The 23204-nt window shown below is 62.9% G+C and carries 21 protein-coding genes; 14 read left to right on the plus strand and 7 right to left on the minus strand.

Annotated features, from left to right (window positions below; genetic code table 11):
- Window positions 1-5 precede the first annotated feature (5 nt).
- Complete coding sequence (locus tag ACQ66M_RS01595; protein ID WP_430401495.1) at window positions 6-1031, minus strand: hypothetical protein; 1026 nt, start codon at window positions 1029-1031, stop codon at window positions 6-8.
- Between the two features lie 107 nt (window positions 1032-1138).
- Here ACQ66M_RS01595 and purM point away from each other — a divergent pair, with 107 nt between their 5' ends.
- From purM to ACQ66M_RS01610, 3 genes are all read left to right on the plus strand, one after another.
- The gene (gene purM / locus ACQ66M_RS01600) at window positions 1139-2164 is read left to right on the plus strand and encodes a phosphoribosylformylglycinamidine cyclo-ligase (protein WP_430401496.1); all 1026 of its coding nucleotides are present in this window, start codon (window positions 1139-1141) and stop codon (window positions 2162-2164) included.
- A complete protein-coding gene (gene purN, locus ACQ66M_RS01605; RefSeq protein ID WP_430401497.1) occupies window positions 2161-2751 on the plus strand; it encodes a phosphoribosylglycinamide formyltransferase in 591 nt (196 codons plus the stop codon). Before purM ends, purN begins: the two co-directional genes overlap by 4 nt.
- A 241-nt stretch (window positions 2752-2992) precedes the next feature.
- Window positions 2993-3427, plus strand: a complete 435-nt coding sequence (locus ACQ66M_RS01610) for a GNAT family N-acetyltransferase (protein ID WP_430401498.1) — start codon at window positions 2993-2995, stop codon at window positions 3425-3427.
- 385 nt (window positions 3428-3812) lie between these two features.
- Here ACQ66M_RS01610 and ACQ66M_RS01615 read toward each other — a convergent pair whose 3' ends face one another.
- The gene (locus tag ACQ66M_RS01615; protein ID WP_430401499.1) at window positions 3813-5486 is read right to left on the minus strand and encodes a M20/M25/M40 family metallo-hydrolase; all 1674 of its coding nucleotides are present in this window, start codon (window positions 5484-5486) and stop codon (window positions 3813-3815) included.
- A 200-nt stretch (window positions 5487-5686) separates the two neighbouring features.
- On the opposite strand from ACQ66M_RS01615, the gene ACQ66M_RS01620 reads away from it, so the two are divergent.
- Both ACQ66M_RS01620 and ACQ66M_RS01625 read left to right on the plus strand, forming a co-directional pair.
- Window positions 5687-6544: a formate/nitrite transporter family protein gene (locus tag ACQ66M_RS01620; RefSeq protein ID WP_430401500.1), complete on the plus strand. Its 858-nt coding sequence runs from the start codon at window positions 5687-5689 to the stop codon at window positions 6542-6544.
- Window positions 6545-6666: 122 nt separating this feature from the next.
- Entirely contained in the window at window positions 6667-7611 is a 945-nt protein-coding gene (locus ACQ66M_RS01625; protein ID WP_430401501.1) for an alpha/beta fold hydrolase, read from the plus strand.
- A gap of 210 nt (window positions 7612-7821) precedes the next feature.
- On the opposite strand, the gene ACQ66M_RS01630 is transcribed toward ACQ66M_RS01625, so the two are convergent.
- Complete coding sequence (locus ACQ66M_RS01630; RefSeq protein ID WP_430401502.1) at window positions 7822-8520, minus strand: DUF2306 domain-containing protein; 699 nt, start codon at window positions 8518-8520, stop codon at window positions 7822-7824.
- Window positions 8520-9221, minus strand: a complete 702-nt coding sequence (locus ACQ66M_RS01635; protein WP_430401503.1) for a hypothetical protein — start codon at window positions 9219-9221, stop codon at window positions 8520-8522. The genes ACQ66M_RS01630 and ACQ66M_RS01635 overlap by 1 nt, the downstream gene beginning before the upstream one ends.
- A 178-nt stretch (window positions 9222-9399) precedes the next feature.
- Between ACQ66M_RS01635 and ACQ66M_RS01640 the strand changes: the two genes are divergently transcribed.
- A complete protein-coding gene (locus ACQ66M_RS01640) occupies window positions 9400-10548 on the plus strand; it encodes a helix-turn-helix domain-containing protein (RefSeq protein ID WP_430401504.1) in 1149 nt (382 codons plus the stop codon).
- 240 nt (window positions 10549-10788) lie between these two features.
- On the opposite strand, the gene ndk is transcribed toward ACQ66M_RS01640, so the two are convergent.
- Entirely contained in the window at window positions 10789-11211 is a 423-nt protein-coding gene (gene ndk, locus ACQ66M_RS01645) for a nucleoside-diphosphate kinase (RefSeq protein WP_350174999.1), read from the minus strand.
- 145 nt (window positions 11212-11356) lie between these two features.
- Here ndk and ACQ66M_RS01650 point away from each other — a divergent pair, with 145 nt between their 5' ends.
- A complete protein-coding gene (locus ACQ66M_RS01650; protein ID WP_350175001.1) occupies window positions 11357-11692 on the plus strand; it encodes a zinc ribbon domain-containing protein YjdM in 336 nt (111 codons plus the stop codon).
- On the opposite strand, the gene ACQ66M_RS01655 is transcribed toward ACQ66M_RS01650, so the two are convergent.
- A complete protein-coding gene (locus tag ACQ66M_RS01655; RefSeq protein ID WP_430401505.1) occupies window positions 11689-12162 on the minus strand; it encodes a DNA polymerase III subunit chi in 474 nt (157 codons plus the stop codon). The genes ACQ66M_RS01650 and ACQ66M_RS01655 overlap by 4 nt on opposite strands.
- A 3-nt stretch (window positions 12163-12165) precedes the next feature.
- Window positions 12166-13632: a leucyl aminopeptidase gene (locus ACQ66M_RS01660; protein WP_430401506.1), complete on the minus strand. Its 1467-nt coding sequence runs from the start codon at window positions 13630-13632 to the stop codon at window positions 12166-12168.
- 121 nt (window positions 13633-13753) lie between these two features.
- Here ACQ66M_RS01660 and ACQ66M_RS01665 point away from each other — a divergent pair, with 121 nt between their 5' ends.
- The 7 genes from ACQ66M_RS01665 (at window position 13754) to ACQ66M_RS01695 (ending at window position 23172) form a co-directional block, all read left to right on the plus strand.
- On the plus strand, window positions 13754-14896 hold the full coding sequence (locus tag ACQ66M_RS01665; RefSeq protein WP_430401507.1) for an LptF/LptG family permease: 1143 nt from the start codon (window positions 13754-13756) through the stop codon (window positions 14894-14896).
- Entirely contained in the window at window positions 14893-16017 is a 1125-nt protein-coding gene (lptG, locus tag ACQ66M_RS01670; protein WP_350175007.1) for an LPS export ABC transporter permease LptG, read from the plus strand. The genes ACQ66M_RS01665 and lptG overlap by 4 nt, the downstream gene beginning before the upstream one ends.
- A gap of 67 nt (window positions 16018-16084) precedes the next feature.
- Complete coding sequence (gene topA / locus ACQ66M_RS01675) at window positions 16085-18667, plus strand: type I DNA topoisomerase (protein ID WP_430401508.1); 2583 nt, start codon at window positions 16085-16087, stop codon at window positions 18665-18667.
- 40 nt (window positions 18668-18707) lie between these two features.
- Window positions 18708-19391: a M23 family metallopeptidase gene (locus tag ACQ66M_RS01680; RefSeq protein ID WP_430401509.1), complete on the plus strand. Its 684-nt coding sequence runs from the start codon at window positions 18708-18710 to the stop codon at window positions 19389-19391.
- 51 nt (window positions 19392-19442) lie between these two features.
- Complete coding sequence (locus ACQ66M_RS01685; RefSeq protein ID WP_430401510.1) at window positions 19443-20111, plus strand: zinc-dependent peptidase; 669 nt, start codon at window positions 19443-19445, stop codon at window positions 20109-20111.
- A gap of 47 nt (window positions 20112-20158) precedes the next feature.
- Window positions 20159-22441, plus strand: coding sequence for a ribonuclease R (gene rnr / locus ACQ66M_RS01690; RefSeq protein WP_350175015.1), 2283 nt, complete (start codon window positions 20159-20161; stop codon window positions 22439-22441).
- Entirely contained in the window at window positions 22438-23172 is a 735-nt protein-coding gene (locus ACQ66M_RS01695; protein ID WP_350175017.1) for an NUDIX hydrolase, read from the plus strand. The genes rnr and ACQ66M_RS01695 overlap by 4 nt, the downstream gene beginning before the upstream one ends.
- Window positions 23173-23204: the final 32 nt, after the last annotated feature.

Here is a 23204-nt window from a genome sequence, read left to right on the forward strand (position 1 = left end):
GCGCGCTACTGCCTCACCGCAGCCGACACAGCCGAGCGTATCACCAGCCCCTCGACATCCGGTGCAGCACCCAGCGAAACGCCGCGCTGAAGCAGGTCATTCTGTAGCCTCGGCTCATCGCCCGCATAGGAGAAGTTGACCAGCGCACCATCGCGGGCAATGGCCGTGATCTTGAAATCGGATACGAGCGGAGATCGCGCCAGCGCCGTGCGCAGCGTGTTCCACTCGGCCAGTGATGTGTAGCGCACGCTGGCGCTTGTCGCCGTGCGGGCGCCCTCGCGAATGATCGAGCGGCGCTTCCAGTCTTCATCCATGAATGCTGCCGCAGCCTCTGCTGCGCCCGCCAGGGAGGCTGCAGACCCCGTCGTGCCAAGCAATTCCGTGCCCGCGACCGTCACTGTCGACAGGGTCACCCGATAGGCACCATTGCTGCCGGACAGTTCGGCCAGAACGCCCCGGCGCGCACCCACGGTCGCGGCCTCAGCCGAAAAGGCTGACCAGTCGGAATAGGCAGTATATCCCGGATCGGACGCCGTCACGTATGGCGCCAGGGCATTGGCATTGCGAGCGCCCAGCGCGGTCCGCCAGGCTTCCTGTGTCTGGTAATCCCTCGCCAGCGGCACGATCAGGCTCGTCGGCCCCTGTGTATCGACATAGGGCACACCCAGCCCGTCCAGATGTGCGCGGACCATCAACGGGTTCAGCACCACCGAGAGTACGCCGCGATACCGCCCCGCACCCGCCGTCTCCTCCTGGACGTCCACGGCGGCCGACAGGCGCTCGGCCAGCGCATAGTCCACCGGCAAGCCACCCGCCGCGGCGCGGTCATCCGACAATGTGATCTTGGTCAACAGTGCCCGCGCGGCCTTCTGGCGTGCCACAGACATCGCCTTGTCGCGCGCTTCAATGACGCTCGCCGCCTGTTCATCCACTTCGATATCGCGCACCGTGTAGACCTCCCGCGTATCAGCGAAAGCGGGCAGCGTAGCCATGCAGGCAAGGATAACCGAAGCGAGAAGCAAGCGAATCATGGTCAACGACCTCCGTGTCAGCCTTCCTTGTAGCAAGCTGATGCGGTGGCTGGAACCGCAAGCAGCACTGGATAAGGCGATTTCCCCATGCTAACGCGCGAGACATCATGACCGAAACGCCTAAAACGCCCCTTTCTTACCGTGACGCTGGTGTCGATATTGAGGCAGGTGAACGCCTCGTCGGCGCCATCGGCCCCATGGCAAAAGCCACAGCCCGCGCCGGCGTGATGGGCGGCCTCGGCGGCTTCGGTGCCTTGTTTGACTTGAAGAAAGCAGGCTACGAAGACCCTATCCTCGTCTCCGGCACGGATGGCGTCGGCACCAAGCTGATGCTCGCCTTCGAGGCCGGAATGCACAGCACGGTCGGCATAGACCTCGTCGCCATGTGCGCCAATGACGTGCTCGCCCAGGGTGCCGAGCCGCTTTTCTTTCTCGACTATTTTGCCACCGGAAAACTCGAAGGCGGCATCGCCGAAGCCGTCATTTCCGGCATTGCCGAAGGCTGCCGCCAGTCAGGCTGCGCCCTTGTCGGCGGCGAAACGGCCGAAATGCCCGGGATGTACCCGCCCGGCCATTATGACCTTGCCGGCTTCGTCGTCGGCGCGGTAGACCGCGACAAGGTGCTGCCCCGCATGGACGACATGGTCGAGGGTGACGTGTTGATCGGCATCGCCTCCTCCGGCCCGCATTCCAACGGCTATTCCCTCATCCGCCGCATCGTCGAGCGCGAGGGCCTCACCTATGCCTCGCCCTCGCCCTTCAGCAACCAGACGCTCGGCGAAGCCCTGCTTACCCCGACCCGCCTCTACGCCGACCTCGCCCTGCCGCTGATCCGCACAGGCCTCGTCAAAGGCCTCGCCCACATTACCGGCGGCGGCATCACCGAGAACACGCCGCGCATGGTGCCCGGCCACCTCAAACCGGTCGTTGACCGCGCCGCCTGGACGCCCCTCCCGGTCTTCCAGTGGCTGCAAAAGGCCGGCAATATTACCGAGGACGAGATGCACCGCACATTCAACATGGGTATCGGCCTTATCTTCGCCGTCGCAGCCGAAGACGCCGACGCCGCCATAGCGCAGCTCTCCGAAACAGGCGAAACTCCCGTCCGCCTCGGCCATCTCGCCGCGAAATGAGCCGCCTCAACCTCGCGATCCTGATCTCTGGCCGCGGCTCGAACATGGAGGCGCTGATCAAGGCGGCCACCGCGCCGGACTATCCGGCCCGCCCCGTCCTCGTCCTCTCCAACCGCCCCGACGCCCTCGGCCTCGAAACCGCCCTCGCATCCGGCGTGCAGACCGTGGCCATCGACCACAAACACTATGGCAAGGACCGCGAAGCCTTCGAGCGCGCCATGGACACAGCCCTTATCGGCGCAGGCACCGAGATCATCGCGTTGGCCGGTTTCATGCGCGTGCTGACGCCTTGGTTCGTGAACAGGTGGCAGGGCCGGATGATCAATATCCACCCCTCGCTCCTCCCCAAATACAAGGGCCTCAATACCCACCAGCGCGCCATCGACGCGGGCGACACTGAGGCGGGCGCCAGCGTCCACTGGGTCAGCCCCGGCGTCGATGATGGCGAAATCATCCAGCAGGCCAGCCTTCCCATCCTTCCCGGCGACACCGCCGAAACCCTCGCCGCCCGCCTCCTGCCCGTGGAGCATGAACTCTACCCAGCCGCGCTGGCAAAGGCGTGCGCGGTCGTGGCCTCGGTGGGCTGAGCCACCCGAGACACCCGGACTTACGTCCTTGTTGATGGCGGCAGATGCGGTATGATCTTCTGATTGAGCCGGAGATTTTATGTCCCGATAATATTGGCGCGCATGGTGCGGCCAAAACAAGTTGCAGAAGATCAGTCTCGCCGTGCCTCGCAACGCCGAGCGCTTTGACTTGACCCACAAAATCCCAAAAACACGCGCCCGGCATTCGCCGGGCTGCAAACCATGAAAGAGGTCTCTGACAATGATCAGGCCCTATACTGACCACGATGCTGACGCCGTAGTGTCTATCTGGCGTGCTGCCAGCGAGCGCGCCCATCCGTTTCTGTCCATACCGTTTCTGGACAGCGAGGCGGAGAATGTGAGGAACGTTTATCCACAGTTCGCTGAAATATGGGTGCTGGAAGACGCTGACCAGCCCATCGGATTCATCGCGCTACTGGGTGCAGAAGTCGGCGCTATCTTCCTCCGCCCGGAACATCATGGGCAGGGCCACGGCCGCGCCTTGATGGATTTCGCGGTGGCGAAGAAGGGCGCCGTGACGCTGGACGTGTTCAAGGCTAATGCCATCGGTCGTGCCTTCTATGACCGTTACGGCTTCAGGCAGGTCGGTGAATACGTTCACGAAGCCTCCGGGCAGGAAACGCTGAAACTGGCATTCGCGCCCGCAGAAGGCTGACAAATCCGGGGCGCCGCTTTCGGGCGACGCCCCACCTACCCACAGCAAGCGTCCACCAGCACAGGCAGAGGAAGGCGTCTTCCCCTCCCGTTACCCAGCACCCATGATCCCTCCCACTTACCCAATTCAACCGCACCCGCCGCCATGCCATACTCCCCGTGCTGCCCGGCACCGTGTTGTCATCGGGGCGGCAGCAAGCGGGAAGGCCGGGTCGCAACCTGTCTACCCAAAACACCTTCAATGCCAGCGGCCCCGTTTGCCCCGCTCGCTTGCAACGCAAATAACCGGAGAGCATTCGCCCGTCCGGTTTCTGGTGCTGACTTGCTCCGCGCAAAATTTACTTCAGCTCACGCCGGGCAGCACGCCGTGAACCGCAGGCACACGGTCACTTGCGCGCGGCGGCACTCGCTTCCCGCAAGCCCTTGAACTCGGACGTCGGCTTCAGCTCCGGCCACTCTGTCGAATTGGCCAGATCGCGGGTCATGTCGAGGAACAGTTCCACATCCTGCGCGGCGCCCCGCAAGTCCCAGTCAGCATCCCAGGCATCGTTCTGATTGTGGTAGCGGTTGTCGATAAATCCCTTTACCCACGCGTCGCCTGCTTCGCGTCCGCCATCCTTGAGGTCAGACCCGCCGGCGATCCCCATGATCAGGAGCACTGGCACCCCGCGGCGGGCAAGTGAGAAATGATCGGCGCGATAGAACAGGCCATTCTCCGGCAGGCCTTCCGGTGAAACGGTTCTGCCCTGCGCTGCGGCCGCCGCCGCCATCAGCTCTTCAAGGTCGCTTTGCCCCTCGCCAACCTGAATCACATCATTGGCCGGCCCCGCCGTCTGCAGGATATCCAGCGTAAAATTGGCAACAGTTGTCTCAAGCGGATAGACCGGATCCTGCGCATAGGCTTCAGAGCCGAGCAGGCCGCTCTCCTCGCCTGTCCAGGCGGCAAAAACCACGGTGCGTTCCGGCGCAGGCCCGGCTTTGAGGTTGCGCGCGATCTCCATGATCCCGGCCAGGCCGAGGGCATCATCATTCGCGCCCGGCATCACAACCCGTCCCTGCGCATCGGGCTCGCCGATGCCATAGGCATCCCAGTGGCCTGACAGCATGATCGTCTCATCGGGCCGTGTCGTACCGGAAATCTTGCCAAGCACATTCTGGCTCTCGACCGTTTCAACACTCAGCGCCAGGTCCGCATTGAAGCGCAGGTCGCCCAGCGTGAAGGCTGTGAAATCCCGCGTCCGGGCCGCCGTCCGCAAATCATCCAGCTCATAGCCGGCCTGCGCGACCCATTGCCGGGCCATGTCCTCATGCAGCCAGCCCTGCAGGTCAACCGACGCTTTCGACTTGTTGCCGGCCACGGCATAATTCTCGCCTGGCGACGAGGCAGCGACATTCCAGCCATACCCGGCTGCCTTTGTCTCGTGGATCACGAGGGCCGCGACAGCGCCCCGGCGCGCCGCTTCTTCGAATTTGTAGGCCCAGCGACCATAATATGTCATCCGACGTCCACCGAAGAGGCCGCTGACGGCATGGTCTTCCGCCACGCCAAAATCTGGATCATTGACCAGGAACAGCGCGACCTTCCCCTTCAGGTCGATATCGCCGAAATCATCCCAATCCCGCTCCGGCGCGCTGACGCCAAAACCCACGAACACGACCGGCGCATCTTCAACCCTGATCACACCGCGCGCATTGGCCGAGCTGATCTCGATATCGCGGCCCTGCGCCATTTCGATCGCATGGCCATCCTGGTTTGCACTCAATGTACGAACATCCGTGATGACAGAATGCTTCATCGTGACAGCGTCCGTCCACGCACCATTGCGCCCGCCGGGCTCAAGGCCGAGTTCTGTGTAACGCGTGATCAGGTAATCAACCGTCTTCGTTTCCCCCTCGGTTCCCGGCGCGCGGCCCATGAATTCATCGGAGGCCATGATCCTGACGGTTTCCGACATTGTCGCCATGTTGATGGGAGACCCATCATCGCCTGCGACCGGGGCGGTCTGGCAAGCCGCCAGCACCATTCCTGCGCTCATCCATGCCGAGAGTGTCTTGATCATTGTTTTGTTCCCTATTCTGCTTGCGGCAGCACAACCGTTGCCCCCGTTGTAACTGAATTTCCCTGATTACCTATGATTGTTGCAGTGTGCGGGCTTGTCCACAGCCGGGCTCATGGCTTTTGCACGGCATTCTCCCATCGCCGCGCCCAGAACGCCGTACGATTGATGCGCAACCTTATCGCGGGCCATTTGTTACCCTCATGATGAACCAGCCAACCGCCCCGCCCGAAGATGGCAGTGACGACCATATCTCCGCCGAGGAACAGGTCGAAGCCAAGGAGCTGACGCGCCTGAAGTCGCGCGTCGTCTACGAAATCATCCGCCAGGAGGGCGAATCCGAACTCAGGCGCCCGCAATCTGCCATCTGGTGGTCCGGCATTGCAGCTGGCGGCGGCATCACGCTCTCCCTGATGACCGAAGCCATGTTCCGCACCTATCTGCCGGACGCGCCCTGGCGCCCGCTGGTGGAGAATTTCGGCTACACGGCGGGCTTCCTCCTGGTGATGCTGTCGCGCATGCAGCTCTTCACCGAAAACACGATCACAACCGTCCTGCCCAGCCTCGCCGAGCCGTGCAGGCGCACGCTCGTCGGCACGTCCCGGCTGTGGGTCACGGTCTTCGCGGCGAACATGATCGGCACATTCCTGGCCGCCTTGCTCATCGCCCATGGTGGCATCCTGACGCCGGACGTGACCGCCTCGGCCGTCGAAATCAGCCGCCATGTCGCCGGGTGGAGCGCCTCGGAAACATTCCTCAAGGCGATTCCGGCTGGCTTCCTGATCGCCGCCATCGTCTGGATGTTGCCGAGCGCCGAGGGCAGCGAATTCTGGGTCATCGGCTTCTTTACCTATATCATCGCCCTCGGCGACATGGCCCACGTCGTCGTCGGCTCGGCCGAGCTGTTCCTCCTCGCCATCATCGGCGAGGAAAACATCTTCAAGCTCGTCACCGTTAACCTCCTGCCCGCCCTCCTCGGCAACATACTCGGCGGCACCGGCCTATTTGCCCTGCTCGCCTGGGGCCAGGTCAGCAATGAAATGAGCGAAGACAAACACTAGCGCCGGTGCCGGGACGCACACCTTGCATCAGCCCCTTGCAGATCCGCACGTCCCGCGTTCTATTTACGGGCACAAGCCGGCACGCGCAGGCGCGATAACCGAAAACGGGGGAGGCCCGTCACATGACAGTCTTCCGCGTCTTCCTCATCGCCGCAGCGCTCCTGCTGCTGGCCCTCTTTGTAATCGCCCTGCTGGCAATGGCCGAGACACGGCAGAGGGTCGCCGCTCTGGAGGCAGAGCGGTCCACCGCCGACACCCGGCACGGCCCCATCGAATATGTCAGCTGGGGCGAAGGGCCACCTGTACTCGTCGTCCACGGCGCGGGCGGCGGGTTCGATCAGGGCCGCATCCTGGCGAGGGCCATTGGCGGCGACGGGTACAGATGGATTTCCGTTTCGCGCTTCGGCTATTTAGGCAGCGCTCTGCCCGAAACACCCTCGACAGCGGCGCAAGCAGAGGCCTTCGCCGATCTCCTCGATACGCTGAACATTGGCCGCGTCAGCATCCTCGCCATGTCGGGCGGCGTGCCCCCCTCCCTCCAGTTTGCCGCCATGCATCCCGAACGGACCGACCGCATGATGCTGCTGTCGCCAGCCCCGTTCACGCCCTTTTCGCCCGAAGTGGGAGACCGGCCGATCCCGACCTGGGCCTATTCGGCGCTGCTCGGCAATGACGTGATCTACTGGACGCTCACCAAACTGGCGCGCCGCCAGCTAGAGGCCGCCTTCGATGCCCGCGCCGACCTGCGCGAGGGCCTCACGGACGAGGAGGCGCTGTTCGTTCGCGATCTGATCGACGCCTTCCTTCCGGCCTCGCGCCGCCTCGCGGGGGTCAACAATGAGGGCGCGGCCGTCGATCCGTCAGCCACCTACAATCTGGAAGCCATCCGCGCCAACGTTCTGATCGTGCATGCGCGCGACGACCGGCTGAACCCGTTCGCCGTCGGATCAACCCTTGCCGCCCGTATCCCTCAGAGCCGCTTCCTGCCCCTGGATCGCGGCGGTCACCTCCTCCTCGGCCACCACGCCGACCTGCGCAGTGAATTCCACCAGCTGCTAGCTGAATGATGTGGGATTGGTGGTGCGACGCACCGGGGCCGGAGCGCAACGGACCCAATGACAAGCAGAAAGTCATTTTACGCGAACTGAACGGACGACGGCAACTGGCACAGAAGCAGTCAAAGGAAACGACACGTTATGCAGGCGGCCTTTCTGGATCCTGAAAGTCGGGTCTCCACTTGCGCCGGTCCAAACCAATTCTGCGAGACATGGTGATGATCACTGGCCTCCGCTAAAGGGCCGACGTCTCCGAAAAGCGACATCACGCGATAGCCGTGTTCGAAGCGCATGGTAGAACGTGCAGATCACAACGGCGACGACGGGCATTGAAAGAAAGAGCGGTGTCCTCAAAGCTGCTGGCAGCACGTGGTTATTGCCGAAGAAGAAGATGCCTGTGGCGAGGAAAAATGAAAACCCCAGACGCCAAGCGTGCCGTGTGATGCGACGCTGGTCGCTTGGTGTTCTTGTGAGGCAGAAAACAAGATCATAGTAACAAAGCAGGCAGCCGATCCCGGCGATCAAGTAAAACGCGGCTGGCGGCAGGCCATTCAGCGCGCCTCCCGTTGTCCCTGCCGCCTTTAGCCCCCCCAGAATTGCCCCTGTCGTCATCGCGCCTGCGGAAAACCCTGAGGCTTGCGTGATAGTCCTGGCAATCCTGCGCTGCAGCGCGGCTGCAGCCCAGCCGGTGACAAAGGCGTGAAGGGCAATCGCCGAGAGAAACACCGTGAACAGGATTTCGCGGCTGATCGACATCCACAGCCCGCTGAGTGTAAGCACAAGCATCGCCAAAAGGAAGATCTTGCCCGCTGCGCGGTGAGTTGCTTCGCCCTTTCGTGCTGCCAGCGCAGCGAAACCAGCCACGACCGCAGCGCACCCGACATGGAAGTGGAGCATACCCACCAATGCTGGTTCAGGCATCACACACTCCGCTGTCGGCGTGCGCCGGACCGGAAATAGGTGTTGCCCAGCCAGAAAAGCATCAGCGTGATGATGATCAACTCCGGCAAGGCGAGAAGGCCTGAGTGTCTTATTGCTTCGGGAAAAGCATCTGCTCCGGGGCCCGTGAATGCAGAACCCGCTGCTATGAAAAAGCCAAGGCACATGCGCCAGAGATGGCGAGCGATCCGATTTCGATTGGAGAAGTCTTTCCCGATCAGGACCTTCGCATCGCCGACAAGGGCGAGACCGGCCATGGCAGAGAGGAAGAAATAGTCTTCCGCAGGAAAGCCGAATAATGCGCCGTCCGTCATCGCCTGCGCCCGCAATCCGGCAACGATCAGGGCAATGGCGTTCATGGCATTGACGACACCGATGACGCGCATTGCGCGCGCCATGCGCCGACTGTGTATTCGGACCGTGGTCCAGCCACTGATAACCAGTGTGAAAGCCAGAATGCCGGCATGGGAGGTGATGTAGAGGGTTTCGAACTTCACCAGGCCCAGAATGGCGCCCAAAGTGCAGGAGAGAGCCATGGACGCGACAAAGAGACGACCGGCAAGAATATGAGCCCTTGCGCCCTTCCGAGCGATGAAAGCGACGGCGCCCGCCAAGACCGCTGCAACGCCAAGGCTGACATGGACCATGGAAAAGACAGTGTTGGGGTTGGATGCGATTTCCATATTTGCTCCAGATTGAACCGGCGGGAAGAAAACCCCGCGCATCCATCTCGCCTCAGATCATCGGTGTGTCGTCCTGGCGGGACGGCTCGAACTCATACGCTGTGGTCGCCAGAGGGTTGATCGTTCATAAGAGGCGCTGAACGCACGAGGTTAATTGAACACGATGCAGAGCACTGCCATGATTGCACTTTCGGCGACGGCCCTTGGCGTTGCGCTGACAGGTGCCCTATCGACCCTTCGCGGGATCGGCGCGCCGCTTGCGCCACGGCGCCTCTTGATCGTGTATGCGCTGATCGCGGGCCTGGCAGCGCTACCTCTCGTCATTGCATTCGTGCCAAGCCTTATGCCCACCTATATGGCAGCGACCTTACCTGTGCTTCTGGCTCTGCCCTCTGCGCTGTATTTCTATGTTGAGGGACTGACTTCGCCGCAGCACACGGGGCGGCCGACGCTGCTGCATGGCATCCTCCCTCTGATGGGCAGTCTGATTACATTCGGATACTGGTGTTTGCCCATCGCGGCGCAGCAGACGATGTTCATGAACGGATCACTACCGCCCGGTCTGTTCCCGGCAACCCTTGCTGTGAGCACGTTCGTGCTGATCGCCATTTGGTGTTTGGCCTCCCCGGCCTATCTGCTCATTGTGTTGAAGCGCCTCGCCAGGTTTCGCGCGCGGTTGAGAGACCTCTATTCAAATGTTGAGACGCGCGAATTGCGATGGGTCGAATGGCTGATGGCATTTCTTGTCGTGCTCTGGGTCGCAGTCGCCGCCACGCTTTTGAGCGACAATTTCGGACCCGGGCTCCTGGTCCCGGACGAATGGATAATGGCATTGACGGTCTGCCTCCTTGCGTTCTTGTTCTGCACCTCGCCAATCAGGGCTGTCGCTTTGGAGCCCGATCTTGCCATCGACAGTGCGCCGGATAAGCCCGGCGAAGTCGTGACGGAAAAGTATTCGCGCTCGTCGCTTACAGCCGATCACGCCCAGCGACTCGCAGAACGCATCGAAACGGCCATGCGCGAGCACCATCTTTATCTCGATGCGAATCTGTCACTCAGCAAGCTTTCCCGGCACGTCGCCAGTGCGCCCAACCTTGTCTCGCAGACCCTGAACGAGCGGCTTGGCGCGACCTTTTTTGATTATGTGGCCAGGTGGCGCGTCGAGGCAGCAGAACCGCTGATTCTCCGAGGACAACAATCGATCCTGACAATCGCACTGGACGTCGGGTTTAATTCGAAATCGACCTTCTACAAGGCGTTCAAAAAGCAGATGGGCATGACACCAACCGCGTATCGCGATGCGCGCAGCGAGGGTCAGATTTCGTAGCCCCGACGCTTGAAAAAATGTCGCCGCCCGAATCCCCGAGAGCCGCTTCCTGCCGCAGTACCGCGGCGGCCACCACGCCGACCTGCGCAGCGAGTTCGACAGCCTGCTGGATGAATGACGCGGTCATTCCTGAAGCGGAAACCGTAAGGCGGCGCAATGACATTCCAAACAAAAAGGGCCCAGCCTGCTGGCGGGCCCTTTCCTTAATCTCGCACCGACCCGTAAGGCGGCCGCGTGTCTCTAGCCGACGATCTGGTCGGCCGTGAAGAATTGCGCGATCTCGATTTCTGCGTTCTCGGCGGAGTCCGAGCCGTGCACCGAATTCTCGCCAATCGAAAGCGCGAACAGTTTGCGGATCGTACCTTCGGCGGCGTCGGCCGGGTTGGTCGCGCCCATCACGTCGCGGTATTTGGCCACGGCGTCGTCGCCTTCCAGAACCTGAACCACGACCGGTGCAGAGGTCATGAATTCCACCAGTTCGCCAAAGAAGGGGCGTTCCTTGTGTACGCCGTAGAATTCTTCGGCTTGCGCCTGGCTCATCTGGATGCGGCGCTGGGCGATGATGCGCAGGCCGGCCTTTTCGATCACGGCATTGATCGCGCCGGTCAGGTTACGATTGGTCGCGTCAGGCTTGATGATGGAAAAGGTACGCTGGACAGCCATGGGGAGGTTCCTGTTGTGTGGGAATGGAAGTGTTCGCGCGGCCTATAGCGGCGCCCGCCCGCCGGGGCAAGGACAGAGCGCCGCCTTGCGCAAACCGGATGCAGGGCGTAGGGCGCAAACAGCTTCCTATCCGCAAGGTTTCCCCATGACACCGCTCCCGCCCTGCCCCAAATGCCAGTCCGAATTCACCTATGAAGACGGCATGATGCTGGTCTGTCCCGAATGCGCCCATGAATGGGCCCCCGGCGAGGCCGCCGAGTCCGGCGAAAAGGTCATCAGGGATTCCAATGGCAACCCGCTCGCCGATGGCGACACGGTCACCGTGATCAAGGACCTCAAGGTGAAAGGCAGCTCCCTTGTCGTGAAGCGCGGCACCAAAGTGAAGAACATCCGCCTCGTGGACGGCGACCATGACATCGACTGCAAGATCGACGGCATCGGCCAGATGGGCCTGAAATCTGAATTCGTGAAGAAGGCCTAGACGCCCGCCTCGCTCCAGCCGCCCTTCGGTGTCTGCTGGAAATAGCGCGTCACCAGGCCGGCATCCTTCGCCGCCTTGAACTGCGCCCGCGCCTTGGTCCGCGCACCGCTGTCGCCATCGTCGAACATCACCATGCAGCGCGTATAGGGCGCGTCCACCGGCACCGTGACGCCGTCCATCAGCACCAGCGCCGCCGCGCCGTTCACATTCTCGGCCTTGGCTGACAGCAGCACCGGCTGGCGCGCGGCGTCCAGCCCCGGCGCCTCAGCCTGGCCGTGCGGCAGGAAGCTCTTGTCCTCATAGGTCCAAAGCGCAGCATCCAGCGCCGCCCGCCGCTCGGCACTGGGGCTGACGGCCAGCACGCGCCACCCCGCCTCCAGACATTTCGCCATCAACGGCGCCGCTGCCTGCTCCAGCGTCGTGCGGGAGAGATGGTAAAACCACCATTCAGGCGCGGGCGTGTGCGCCACAGGCTAGTCCTCGTAATTCTGCGCGATCCAGCGGTCGAGCAGGCGCGGGCCGAAGCCGGAGGCCCAGGTCACGTCAATCGCCTCCTTGTGCCCTTCGACCCAGGCGACGCCCGCAATATCGAGGTGCGCCCATTTCACGCCGTCCTTCACGAAGCGCTTCAGGAACTGCGCCGCCGTGATCGAGCCGGCCGCCCGGCCGCCAATATTGCGCATGTCGGCAAACTTGGATTTCAGCAGGCTGTCATATTCCGGCCCCATCGGCAGGCGCCACACGCGCTCGCCCTCGAAAATTCCCGCCTTGCTCAGCTCGTCGGCCAGGTCGTCGCTGCCCGTGAACAGGCCGGCATGATGGTGGCCGAGCGAGATCACGATGGCGCCGGTCAGCGTCGCAAGGTCGACAATGGCCTTCGGCCTGAAATGCTCCTGCGCATACCAGAGCACATCGCACAGCACGAGACGCCCTTCCGCGTCCGTGTTCTGCACTTCGATCGTCTGGCCGGAGGCGGATGTCAGGATGTCGCCCGGGCGGATCGCATCGCCGTCCGGCATGTTCTCGACGAGGCCAACGAGGCCCACGACATTCACCTTCGCCTTGCGCTGGGCCAGCGCGCGCATCGCGCCCGTCACCGCTGCTGCGCCGCCCATGTCGCCGCGCATGTCTTCCATGCCCGGTCCCGGCTTCAGCGAGATGCCGCCTGTGTCGAAGCAGACGCCCTTGCCGACCAGGATCACCGGATCCTCGCCCGGCTTGCCGCCATTCCATTTCATCACACCCAGCTGGCTTTCCCGGCGCGAGCCCTGGCCTACACCCAGCAGCGCATTCATGCCCAGCTTCTTCATCTCCTTCTCGCCGAGGATTTCCACCTCGACACCGAATTCGGACAGGTCTTTCAGGCGGCCGGCAAAGCTCTCCGGATAGAGGTCGTTCGGCGGCAGGTTCACCAGGTCACGCGCCATATTCGTGCCTTCGGCGGCGGCATCCAGCGGTCCGAACGCGGCATTGGCGGCCTTGGCATCATCCACCACCAGCGTCACGGAGGTCAGGCTCGGCTTCTGGTCGGCCTTCAGCTTGGTGAAATAGGTATCGAACCGATAGGCAGCCAGCTTTGCGCCCAGCGCCACACGCGCCGCATCCTCGGCAGACCCGGCATGCACGGCCAGCGACTTGAACCCGCCGCAGGCATGCGATTTCACCAGATTTGCACCAATCGACTCCCAGATGCGCGCATCGCGCTTCTTCACCTTGCCGCCGCCGATCAGCACGGCCCGGCGCGCTTCGCCGCCTTTCGGCAGCACGACAACCGCCTGCTGGTCCTTCTTGCCGTCAAAGCGGGCGCCTGAAAGTGCCTCGGTCAGCAGGCCGCCAGACGCCGCGTCCAGAGCCGCCGCTGCGGTCGGCAGGCCCTCTCCCTCATCAATGATGAATGCGACGATATCGGCCTTGGCGGCGTCGGCGAAAGAAATCTTCATGTGTGTATTCTCCATTTGTGACGGAAACTAAACGTCGACGGGCGCAGCGCAACTCGTTAGCTAAGAAAAAAGCATGCCCCATATCGGGCAGAATGCCGGAATTTATTGTCCACTTGAGCGTATGAGCAAAGTCCAGACCTATCTTTTCTATGAAGTCCTGCGCGCGGTCGTCATCATCGTCGGGGGTCTGGCCATGCTCGCCCTGCTCGCGCAAGGCCTCGCGCGCACCGATCTCATCCTCGAAAACCGCCAGTCGGCCCTGACTTACTTCTATATCGTCATGCTGGGCGCGCCGCAGGTTATCGCCCTGCTCACGCCGCTCGCCCTGTTCGTGGCGGGTGTCTGGTCGCTCAACCGCATCCACAAGGACAGCGAGATCGTGGTCGCCCAGGCCGCCGGCATGACGCCGTGGCAGATCGCCTCGCCGATCATGCGCCTCGCCGCCCTCTGCGCCGTCGCGCACCTGGCGGTCAATCTCTGGGTCCAGCCCTCGGCTCAGCGGGCCATGCGCGAGACCGTCTCGGAGGCCCGCGCCGACCTTGCCGCAGCCCTCATCCGCCCCGGCCAGTTCACATCGAACGGGGAACGCCTCACCTTCTATGCCCGTGACCTGATCAATGGCGAGCTGCGCGGCGTGCTCATCTCGGACATGACCGATCCGGAATTCCCGACCGACATTCTTGCCCGCAGCGCCGCCCTCGTCGAAGTCGAAGGGCGCCCCACCCTCCTCCTGCGCGACGCTACCAGCCAGCAGCTGGACGAAAACCAGCAGCTCTCGATCCTGGAATTCGACCAGTACATGTTCGACCTGACCGACTTCATGAAGGAGGATTCCGACCTCGTCCTGAAGGCGTCCGACAAATATCTCCACGAACTCTTCTTCGTTGACCGATCAAACTATTTCGAAGCCAAGGAAGCCGACAACCTGCTTGCAGAGGCCCATGCCCGACTGACCACGCCCATGCTGAACATCGTCATGGCCCTGATCGCGGTCTTCGCCGTTCTCGGGGGTGATTTCAGCCGCAAAGGCTATGGCAAGCGCATCGCGTTTGCCGGCGCGGGCGCCATCTTCGTGCTCATCGTACAACTCGCGCTGCAATCGGCCGCAGGCAACGACCCCACGCTGAACATCCTGCAATGGCTGCTGCCGGTCACCGTCATTGGCGGGCTCGGCTACATCTATTTTCATCGCGGCCGCAAGATCGGCCGGGTGGAGCCGCCGGACAGCAGCCGCCGCAGATCAGATGATCCGGTGCCAGCATGAGTTTCACCTTCTCCCGCATCCAGCGTTACATCCTGCGCGAATGCCTCTCCGGTCTCGCGCTCGTGCTGGGCGTGCTCCTGCTCGCCATCCTGATGATCGACGTGGTGGAACAATTGCGCACGATCGGCAGCGACGTGAAGCTCAGCCTTGCCGGCGCTCTGCGCCTGTCGCTGATGAAGCTGCCGCTGATCATGGAACAGACGCTGCCCTTCGCGATTCTTGTGGCCTCCATGCTGGCCTTCACGCGTCTCAACCGGCGATCGGAACTCTCCATCATCCGCGCCAGCGGCATCTCGGCCTGGCGCTTCCTCGCCCCGGTCATCGTGCTGGCGCTGGCGCTGGGCATTTTCACCACCACGATCCTCAATCCCTTTGCCGCCAGGCTGACGGAATCCTTCGAGCTTGAGCGGGCCCGCCTGCTGAATGAAGGCCGTATGGCAATGACCGTCTCCGATACCGGCGTCTGGCTGCGTCAGGGCGACGACACGAGCCAGATCGTCATCCATGCCGATCGCGTGGAAGATGGCGGAATCGTGCTGATCGACGTGAAGATGATTGAGGAAGAACGCCTTTTTTCAGGCAGCCGGCCAACCAATGACTATGCCTTCGTCCGCCGCATCGACGCGGACCGCGCTTACCTGCGCGATGGCTTCTGGCAGCTCGAGAACGTCGTCGAGAACGTCCCGAACCTTCCACCCGAGCGCAAACCGAACCTGGCCATCCCGACATCGCTCGATGCTGTCACGCTGCTCGACAAGTTCGCCTCGCCCAATACGATCGGCTTCTGGCGCCTGCCGCGTTTTGTCAGCCAGACACGGGCCGCTGGCCTTGATGCCTCGCGCTACACGATGCGCTGGTACACGTTGATGGCGACCCCTGCCCTGTTCGTCGCCATGGGCCTGATCGGCGCGATCGTCTGCCTGCGCCTGTCACGTCTTGGCGGCACATCGCAGCTGCTCGCAGTCGGCACGATGCTCGCGGTCGGCCTCTATTTTTTCACGCAGTTTTCGTCGAGTCTCGGGGCCACAGGCGCAGCACCGCCAATTGTTGCGGCGTGGAGCCCGCCCTTGTTTGTGCTCTTCTGCACCCTCACATGGCTCGCCTATCGGGAAGATGGCTGAACCAGTTCCGGCCTTGACATATAGCGCCCGCACCCCCCATCACTCCCGCCCTTGAAGAGGTGCCCCCATGAAACTTGTCGTCGTCGAGTCGCCCGCGAAGGCTAAAACGATCAACAAATATCTCGGCAAGGACTACAAGGTTCTCGCCTCCTACGGACACATCCGCGACCTCCCGTCGAAGAACGGATCGGTCGATCCCGAGAATGATTTCGAGATGGTCTGGGAGGCTGATTCCAAGTCTGCCAAGCGCATCACGGACATCGTGAATGCCCTCAAAGACTCCGACACGCTCATCCTCGCGACCGACCCGGACCGCGAAGGCGAAGCCATTTCCTGGCACCTGGTCGAGGCCCTCAAGAAGCGCCGCGCCCTGAAGAAGGACGTGCATGTCGAGCGCGTCGTGTTCAACGCGATCACCAAGAACGCCGTTACCACGGCCATGGAGCACCCGCGCCAGATCGACCAGGAACTGGTTGACGCCTATCTGGCGCGCCGCGCCCTCGACTATCTTGTCGGCTTCAACCTCTCCCCCGTCCTCTGGCGCAAGCTGCCCGGCAGCCGCTCGGCCGGCCGCGTGCAGTCGGTGGCCCTGCGCATCGTCTGCGACCGCGAGAACGAGATCGAACTGTTCCGTCCGCAGGAATACTGGAATATCGCCGCCACGCTGCGCGCCCCGGACGGCACCGATTTCGAGGCCCGCCTCCACGCCATGGATGGCGACACGCTGAAAAAGTTTACCCTCGGCAACAAGGGCGACGCTGACAAGGCGCTCGAGATCGTCAAGACCGGCGGCTATTCAGTGTCCAGCGTGGAAGCCAAGCCCGTCAAGCGCAACCCGCCACCGCCCTTCATCACCTCGACGCTCCAGCAGGAAGCCAGCCGCAAGCTCGGCTTTGGCGCCAAGCGCACCATGCAGGCGGCCCAGAAACTGTATGAAGAAGGCCGCATCACCTATATGCGGACCGACGGTGTCAACATGGCCGAAGAGGCCTATGCCGCAGCGCGCACCATGATCAAGTCGAACTATGGCGCCCGCTACCTGCCGGAAAACACGCGGCGCTATTCCTCCAAGGCCAAGAACGCGCAGGAGGCCCACGAGGCCGTCCGCCCGACAGATTTCAACGTCCGTCCGGAAGACTATCACGGCGACGGCGACCTGAAGAAGCTCTACACCCTGATCTGGCGCCGCGCTGTGGCCAGCCAGATGGAAACCGCCCTCTTCGAGCGCACCACGATCGACCTCCTGTCGAAAGACCAGCGCGCCCAGCTGCGCGCCACCGGCCAGGTCCTCGTATTTGACGGCTTCATCAAGCTCTATACCGAAGGCCATGATGCCGGCGACGATGATGACGATGCCGAAGGCCGCCTGCCCAAGATGGAACAGGGACAGCACGCAGACCTGCTCAAGGCCGACGCCAACCAGTCCTTCACCCAGCCGCCCCCGCGCTATACCGAGGCCAGCCTTGTCAAGCGCCTCGAGGAACTCGGCATCGGCCGGCCGTCCACCTATGCGTCCACAATGTCGACGCTGGAAGACCGCGGCTATGTCCGCATCGAAGGCAAGGCCCTGATTCCCGAAGACAAGGGCCGCCTAGTCACCGCCTTCCTCGAAAACTTCTTCGCCCGCTATGTGGAGTATGATTTCACCGCAGGCCTGGAGGAGAAACTCGACGTCATTTCCGATGGCAAGCTCGACTGGAAAGCCTTCCTGCACGAGTTCTGGAAACAGTTCGCGTCAGATATTGACGGCACCAAGGAGTTGCGCGTCTCTGCCGTGCTTGACGCCCTCAACGAGACGCTTGGCGCCTATGTCTTTCCGCGCCAGGACGCTGACGGTAATCCTGTCGAAAACCCGCGCCAGTGCCCGCTCTGCAAGGAGGGCGAACTCTCGATGAAGCTCGGCCGGTTCGGCGCCTTCGTCGGCTGCTCGCGCCACCCGGACTGCAAGTTCACCCGCCAGTTCAGCGCCGATGGCGACGCCGCCGCCGCGATCAATCCCGACGGCAACGAGATCGGCCTGCACCCGGAAACCGGCGAGATGATCTATCTCAAGACCGGCCGCTTCGGCCCCTATGTCGAAATGGCGAATGGCGAGAAGCCGAAACGCGCCTCGCTCACCAAGGCCGAGAAGGAAAAGCCGGAGGATCTCACCCTCGATCGCGCCGTGGAGCTGCTGATGCTGCCGCGCGAAGTCGGCCGCCACCCGGAAGACAATGAGCCGATCCTCGCCAATTTCGGCCGCTTTGGCCCCTACGTTCAGCACGGCAAGACCTATGCGAACCTGAAAGACCCGGCGGATGTCTTCGCCATCGGCCTCAACCGCGCCGTGGCGCTGATCGAGGACAAGAAGGCCAATCCGGGTCGTGGACGCGGCGGCGCCACGCCGCTGAAGGAACTCGGCAAGCACGCAGACGGTGAGCCGGTCCAGGTCTTCGCCGGCCGCTACGGGCCGTATGTGAAGCATGGCAAGGTCAACGCCACGATCCCGAAAGAGATGGCGCCCGAGACGATCACGCTGGAACAGGCCGTGGAACTGGTAAACGCCCGCGCGGCGGCCGGCCCTGCCAAGAAAAAAGCCCCGGCGAAAAAGCCTGCAGCCAAAAAGAAACCGGCAGCCAGGAAAAAGCCCGCCGCGAAGAAGGCCGACTGATCCGGGCCGGGCCCGCAAGGCACGGCATGGACATAACGCGATGCGCCTCTCGCCCCGCCAGATCTTCCCCTATGCGGCCATTGCGGCCTGTGTGGCGTGGATCCTTGCGCTGCAGGGCCCGCCATCGCTGCCTCCCCTAATGGAAGAGGTCATCGTTGCCACGCCGCCGCCCCAACAGGCCCTGCCGGTAATCTACGACTTCCCCGTCTCCCTGTCGCTCTGCCCACGGCTCGGCATCGCCAACGCCCCGTCAGCGGACCTCGCGCTGCACATTATCGGCTACACCGCCACCGTCCGGGTCAATCAGGTCACCCTTGCCCGCGCGCCGGTCGAACGGGCCTGCTTTTCCTCAGGTTTCGGCCACCGCAATGGCCAGGTCCATGCCGGCATCGACCTCTACCATCGCGATCCGGTCGCCATCTTTGCGGCGGGCGACGGCGTGGTACGCGAGGCGCATTACCGCAACGATTACGGCAACATGCTGGTCATCGACCATGGCCACGGCGTCTTCACCCGTTACGCCCATCTCGCAAGGCCCACAGGCTTCTCCGAAGGCGACACCGTCACCTCCGGCCAGATCATCGGCACCATGGGCAACACGGCGGCCTACCGCATCCCCCGCCACCTCCACTACGAAATCCTCACCGGCACCTGGGGCCGGCAGGCCGGCGCCTTCGCTCTCACGCCTGTGGACCCGCTGACACGGCAAGACGAACGCGAATAAATTTCTCTTTCTAGGAGACTTTTTAATCCACTGATTGTATAGGCCCGCTCCATGGGCGGACAAACACGACTCGACAGTCAGATAGGTGCGGCCCTCCCGCTTGCGGAGAAACTGTCGATTCCGCGACAGAAACGGCTGACACGCCTTGTCCGGCAATTCCTGCATGATGTCGAATTCCGCGATGCCTGCCCAAAGGACCCAACGCCGGACGCTCCCCTAAAAGTTGCATCCCACGCCTGCCTTCTGCTCTTGAACCGCCAACAGGATCGCTTCCATATCGGCCTGCGCATCGTCATCCATGCGAACGGCATTAGCCCGCGTCCGGGCGGAAAGGCGCGCCATTTTCGCTGGGGCCACATGGACATTGACTGGGCCGAAATCAGGCGGGATGGCGCCACATCCGCCGCAGGCATCACGCGCATGCTGCACGAATTCGCCCACCGCCTCGACAGCCCGCCTCTGCGCACCAACAGCACACCGGCCTTGCTTTCCACCCAATGCCACGCCACATGGGCCAAAGTGATGGAGGAGGAACGCGACGTCCTCCGCGCACGACTGGACTATGGCGTCCCGACGCCGATTGACCCCGCCGCTGCGACAAGTCACGCCGAATTCTTCGCACGCACAACGGAAGCCTATTTCGAGCAACCGGACATGCTGCAAGACCATTTTCCGCGCGTTTACGCACAGCTGGCCCATTTCTACGAGGACGGCGCGTAGGCATTTCCCACAAGCCTTTCCTGTAAGAATCCCCTATATCCACACACATGACATTTCCAGATAAACAGACTGTCCTCGATTACATTCGGGACAACCCCACCGCCACCACGAAGCAAGCCATCGCCAAGGGCCTCCGGGTCAAGGGCGAGGAACGCAATGTTCTTCGCGCCATCCTCAAGGAACTCGAGGCTGAAGGCACGCTTGAGCGTACCGGCAAGCGCGCCTGGGCCCAGGCTGACCGTCCCCCGCCCACCGGCGTCGTCGAGTTCACCCATGTCGACAAGCAGGGCGACCTGATCGGCAAGTCCATCGGCGACAATGGCCCGTTCGGCCCCGACATCATCTATGCCGGCCCGTCCGGCAAGCCGAAGGCGAAAGCCCCCGGTATTGGCGACCGGGCGCTCTGCAAGATCAGCGAACGCGACGGCGAATGGCGCGCCCGCTCCATCACGATTTTCGAAAAGCGCCTCTCGGACCGTCTGATCGGCCTCTATTCCACGGGCCCGCGCGGCGGCAAGGTTGCGCCCGCCAGCCGCAAGGAGCGCCGCGAATTCGTGATCCAGGAGGCTGACACGCTCGGCGCCAAGGATGGCGACCTCGTGATCGCCGAACCCAAGCCCCAGGGTCGGCGCCATTATGGCCCGGCGCTCGGCGAGATCACCGAGATCATCGGCCACATTTCCGATCCGCGCTCGGCCAGCCTGCTCGCCATCCACGCACATGACATCCCCACCGAATTTCCGGAAGCTGCCCTCGAACAGGCGCGCAACCCGCACCCGGCACCCAGCGAGCGTGAAGACCTCACCCAAATCCCGCTCATCACCATCGACCCGCATGATGCGCGCGACCATGATGATGCCGTCTATGCCGAGAAGCTGGACGATGGCTGGCGGGTCATCGTGGCCATTGCCGATGTCGCCGCCTATGTCACCGAGGGCTCGCCCCTCGACAAGGAAGCCCTCAAGCGCGGCAACTCTACCTATTTCCCCGACCGCGTCGTACCCATGCTGCCCTTCGAGTTGTCGGCCGACGAATGCTCGCTGAAGGAAGGCGAACTGCGCCGCACGCTGGCCGTCGAAATGATCTTCGGCAGTGATGGCCACAAACGCTCCCACCGCTTCATTCGCGGCATGATGAAATCGGCTGCCAAGCTGTCCTACGAAGAGGCGCAGGCCGCCATTGACGGCAAGCCCGGCGGCAAGGCCGGCGAGATGCTGGAGGAGGTACTCAAGCCGCTATGGGGCGCCTATGCCGCCCTCGCCAAGGCGCGGGACAAGCGCGCCCCGCTCGATCTCGACCTTCCTGAACGCCGTATCCAGTTCAAGGCGAATGGCGAAATCGAAGGGATATACACCAAGGAACGCCTCGAGGCTCACCGCCTGATCGAGGAAATGATGATCCAGGCCAATGTCGCCGCAGCCGAAACGCTGGAGCGCCAGAAAAGCCCGCTCATCTACCGCGTCCACGACACGCCGACCGATGCCAAGATCGCAGCCTTCGCCGAATTCCTGCAGACCATCGAACTGAAATGGTCGGTTGGCGAACGGCCCCAGACGCATAAGTTCAACAAGCTGCTCGGCGAACTGAAAGACGGCGAATACGACCAGATGGTCACCCAGATGATCCTGCGCACGCAGGCCCAGGCCATCTATAGCGAGGAAAACCTTGGCCATTTCGGCCTCAACCTCGTGCGCTATGCCCACTTCACCTCACCGATCCGCCGCTATGCCGACACGATCGTGCACCGTGCCCTGATCTCGGCCCTGAAGCTCGGCCCCGATGGCCTCAGCAAGGAAGCCGCCTCGCAGCTGGAACAGACCGCCCAGCACATTTCCGATACAGAGCGCCGCTCGATGGCTGCCGAACGTGAAGCCACCGACCGCTATCTCGCAATCTTCCTGAAAGACCGGGTCGGCGTTGAGTTCGAGGGCCGGATCACCGGCGTCACCGGGTCTGGCCTGTTCGTCCAGCTCGCTGGCGTCGGCGCGGACGGCTTCATCCCGATCTCCTCGATCTCGAATGATTACTGGGTCCAGGACGAAGCGGCGATGGCGCTCTATGCCCGTGGCAGCGGCGACACTTACAGCCTCGGCCAGACCGTCCGGGTGAAGCTGAAGGAAGTCACACCCCTGCAGGGCGGCCTGCTGCTGCAGATGCTGTCCGATCCCATGCCCGCACCGGAAGGCCGCAAGGAACAGCGGCGCAACATGGATCTTGGCCACGTTCCCCGCCGTAAGGGTGGACCTCCCCGTTCCGGCAAGCCAAAGTTCAACAAGAAAACGCTCCCCAAGCACAAGAGAACAAGCCGGGCCAAGGGACCAAAAAGATGAACACGCGCTTGCCGGGTCTGAAATCTGCCTATGACAAGGAGGATGATGGCGACGTCATCCTGACCAGCCAGCGCAGCCCGCGCCCAAAGGATGCCGCTACGCTGATCCTGGTCCGCCGCGACGGCCCCGCGCCGCGCGTCCTGCTCGGCAAGCGGTCCGGCCGGCACAGCTTCATGCCGGACAAGTATGTGTTCCCAGGCGGCCGGGTAGACCCCCACGACGCCCGCGCGCCGACGCTCACACCGCTTGCCACCCCCGTCGCCACCAAGCTCGCCATCGGCACCCGCCGGGCCCCGCACGCCTTCGCCCTGACCGCCATCCGCGAGACGTTCGAAGAGACGGGCCTGATTGTCGGCCGCGAGGGCCAGGCGACGGGCAAGCCGCCCCAGGGCTGGGACCGCTATTACAGCGAGGGCGTGATGCCCTGCCTCCAGTCCTTCCAGTTCATTGGCCGCGCCATCACCCCGCCCTACAGGCCCAAACGCTTTGATGCCCGGTTCTTCATGGCCGACGCGGAAGACGCCCTGATCGACACGCGCCCGCCCGTCGACGGCGCCGAGCTGTCAGACCTGCAATGGGTGACCTTGTCTGATGCGCTGGACCTCGACCTGCCCTCGGTTACACGCTTCATGCTGGGCGAGATCGACGAACGGCTGGCCAGGCCTACGGCAGACAAAGGCCCGCCCTTCCTGCGCTGGACACGCAATGGCCATACGACCGACAGGCTTTAGCGCAGGAACACTGCTTGACTTCCCGGCCGGGC

Source organism: Hyphomonas sp. (genome assembly GCF_965284475.1).
Taxonomy (GTDB): Bacteria; Pseudomonadota; Alphaproteobacteria; order Caulobacterales; family Hyphomonadaceae; genus Hyphomonas.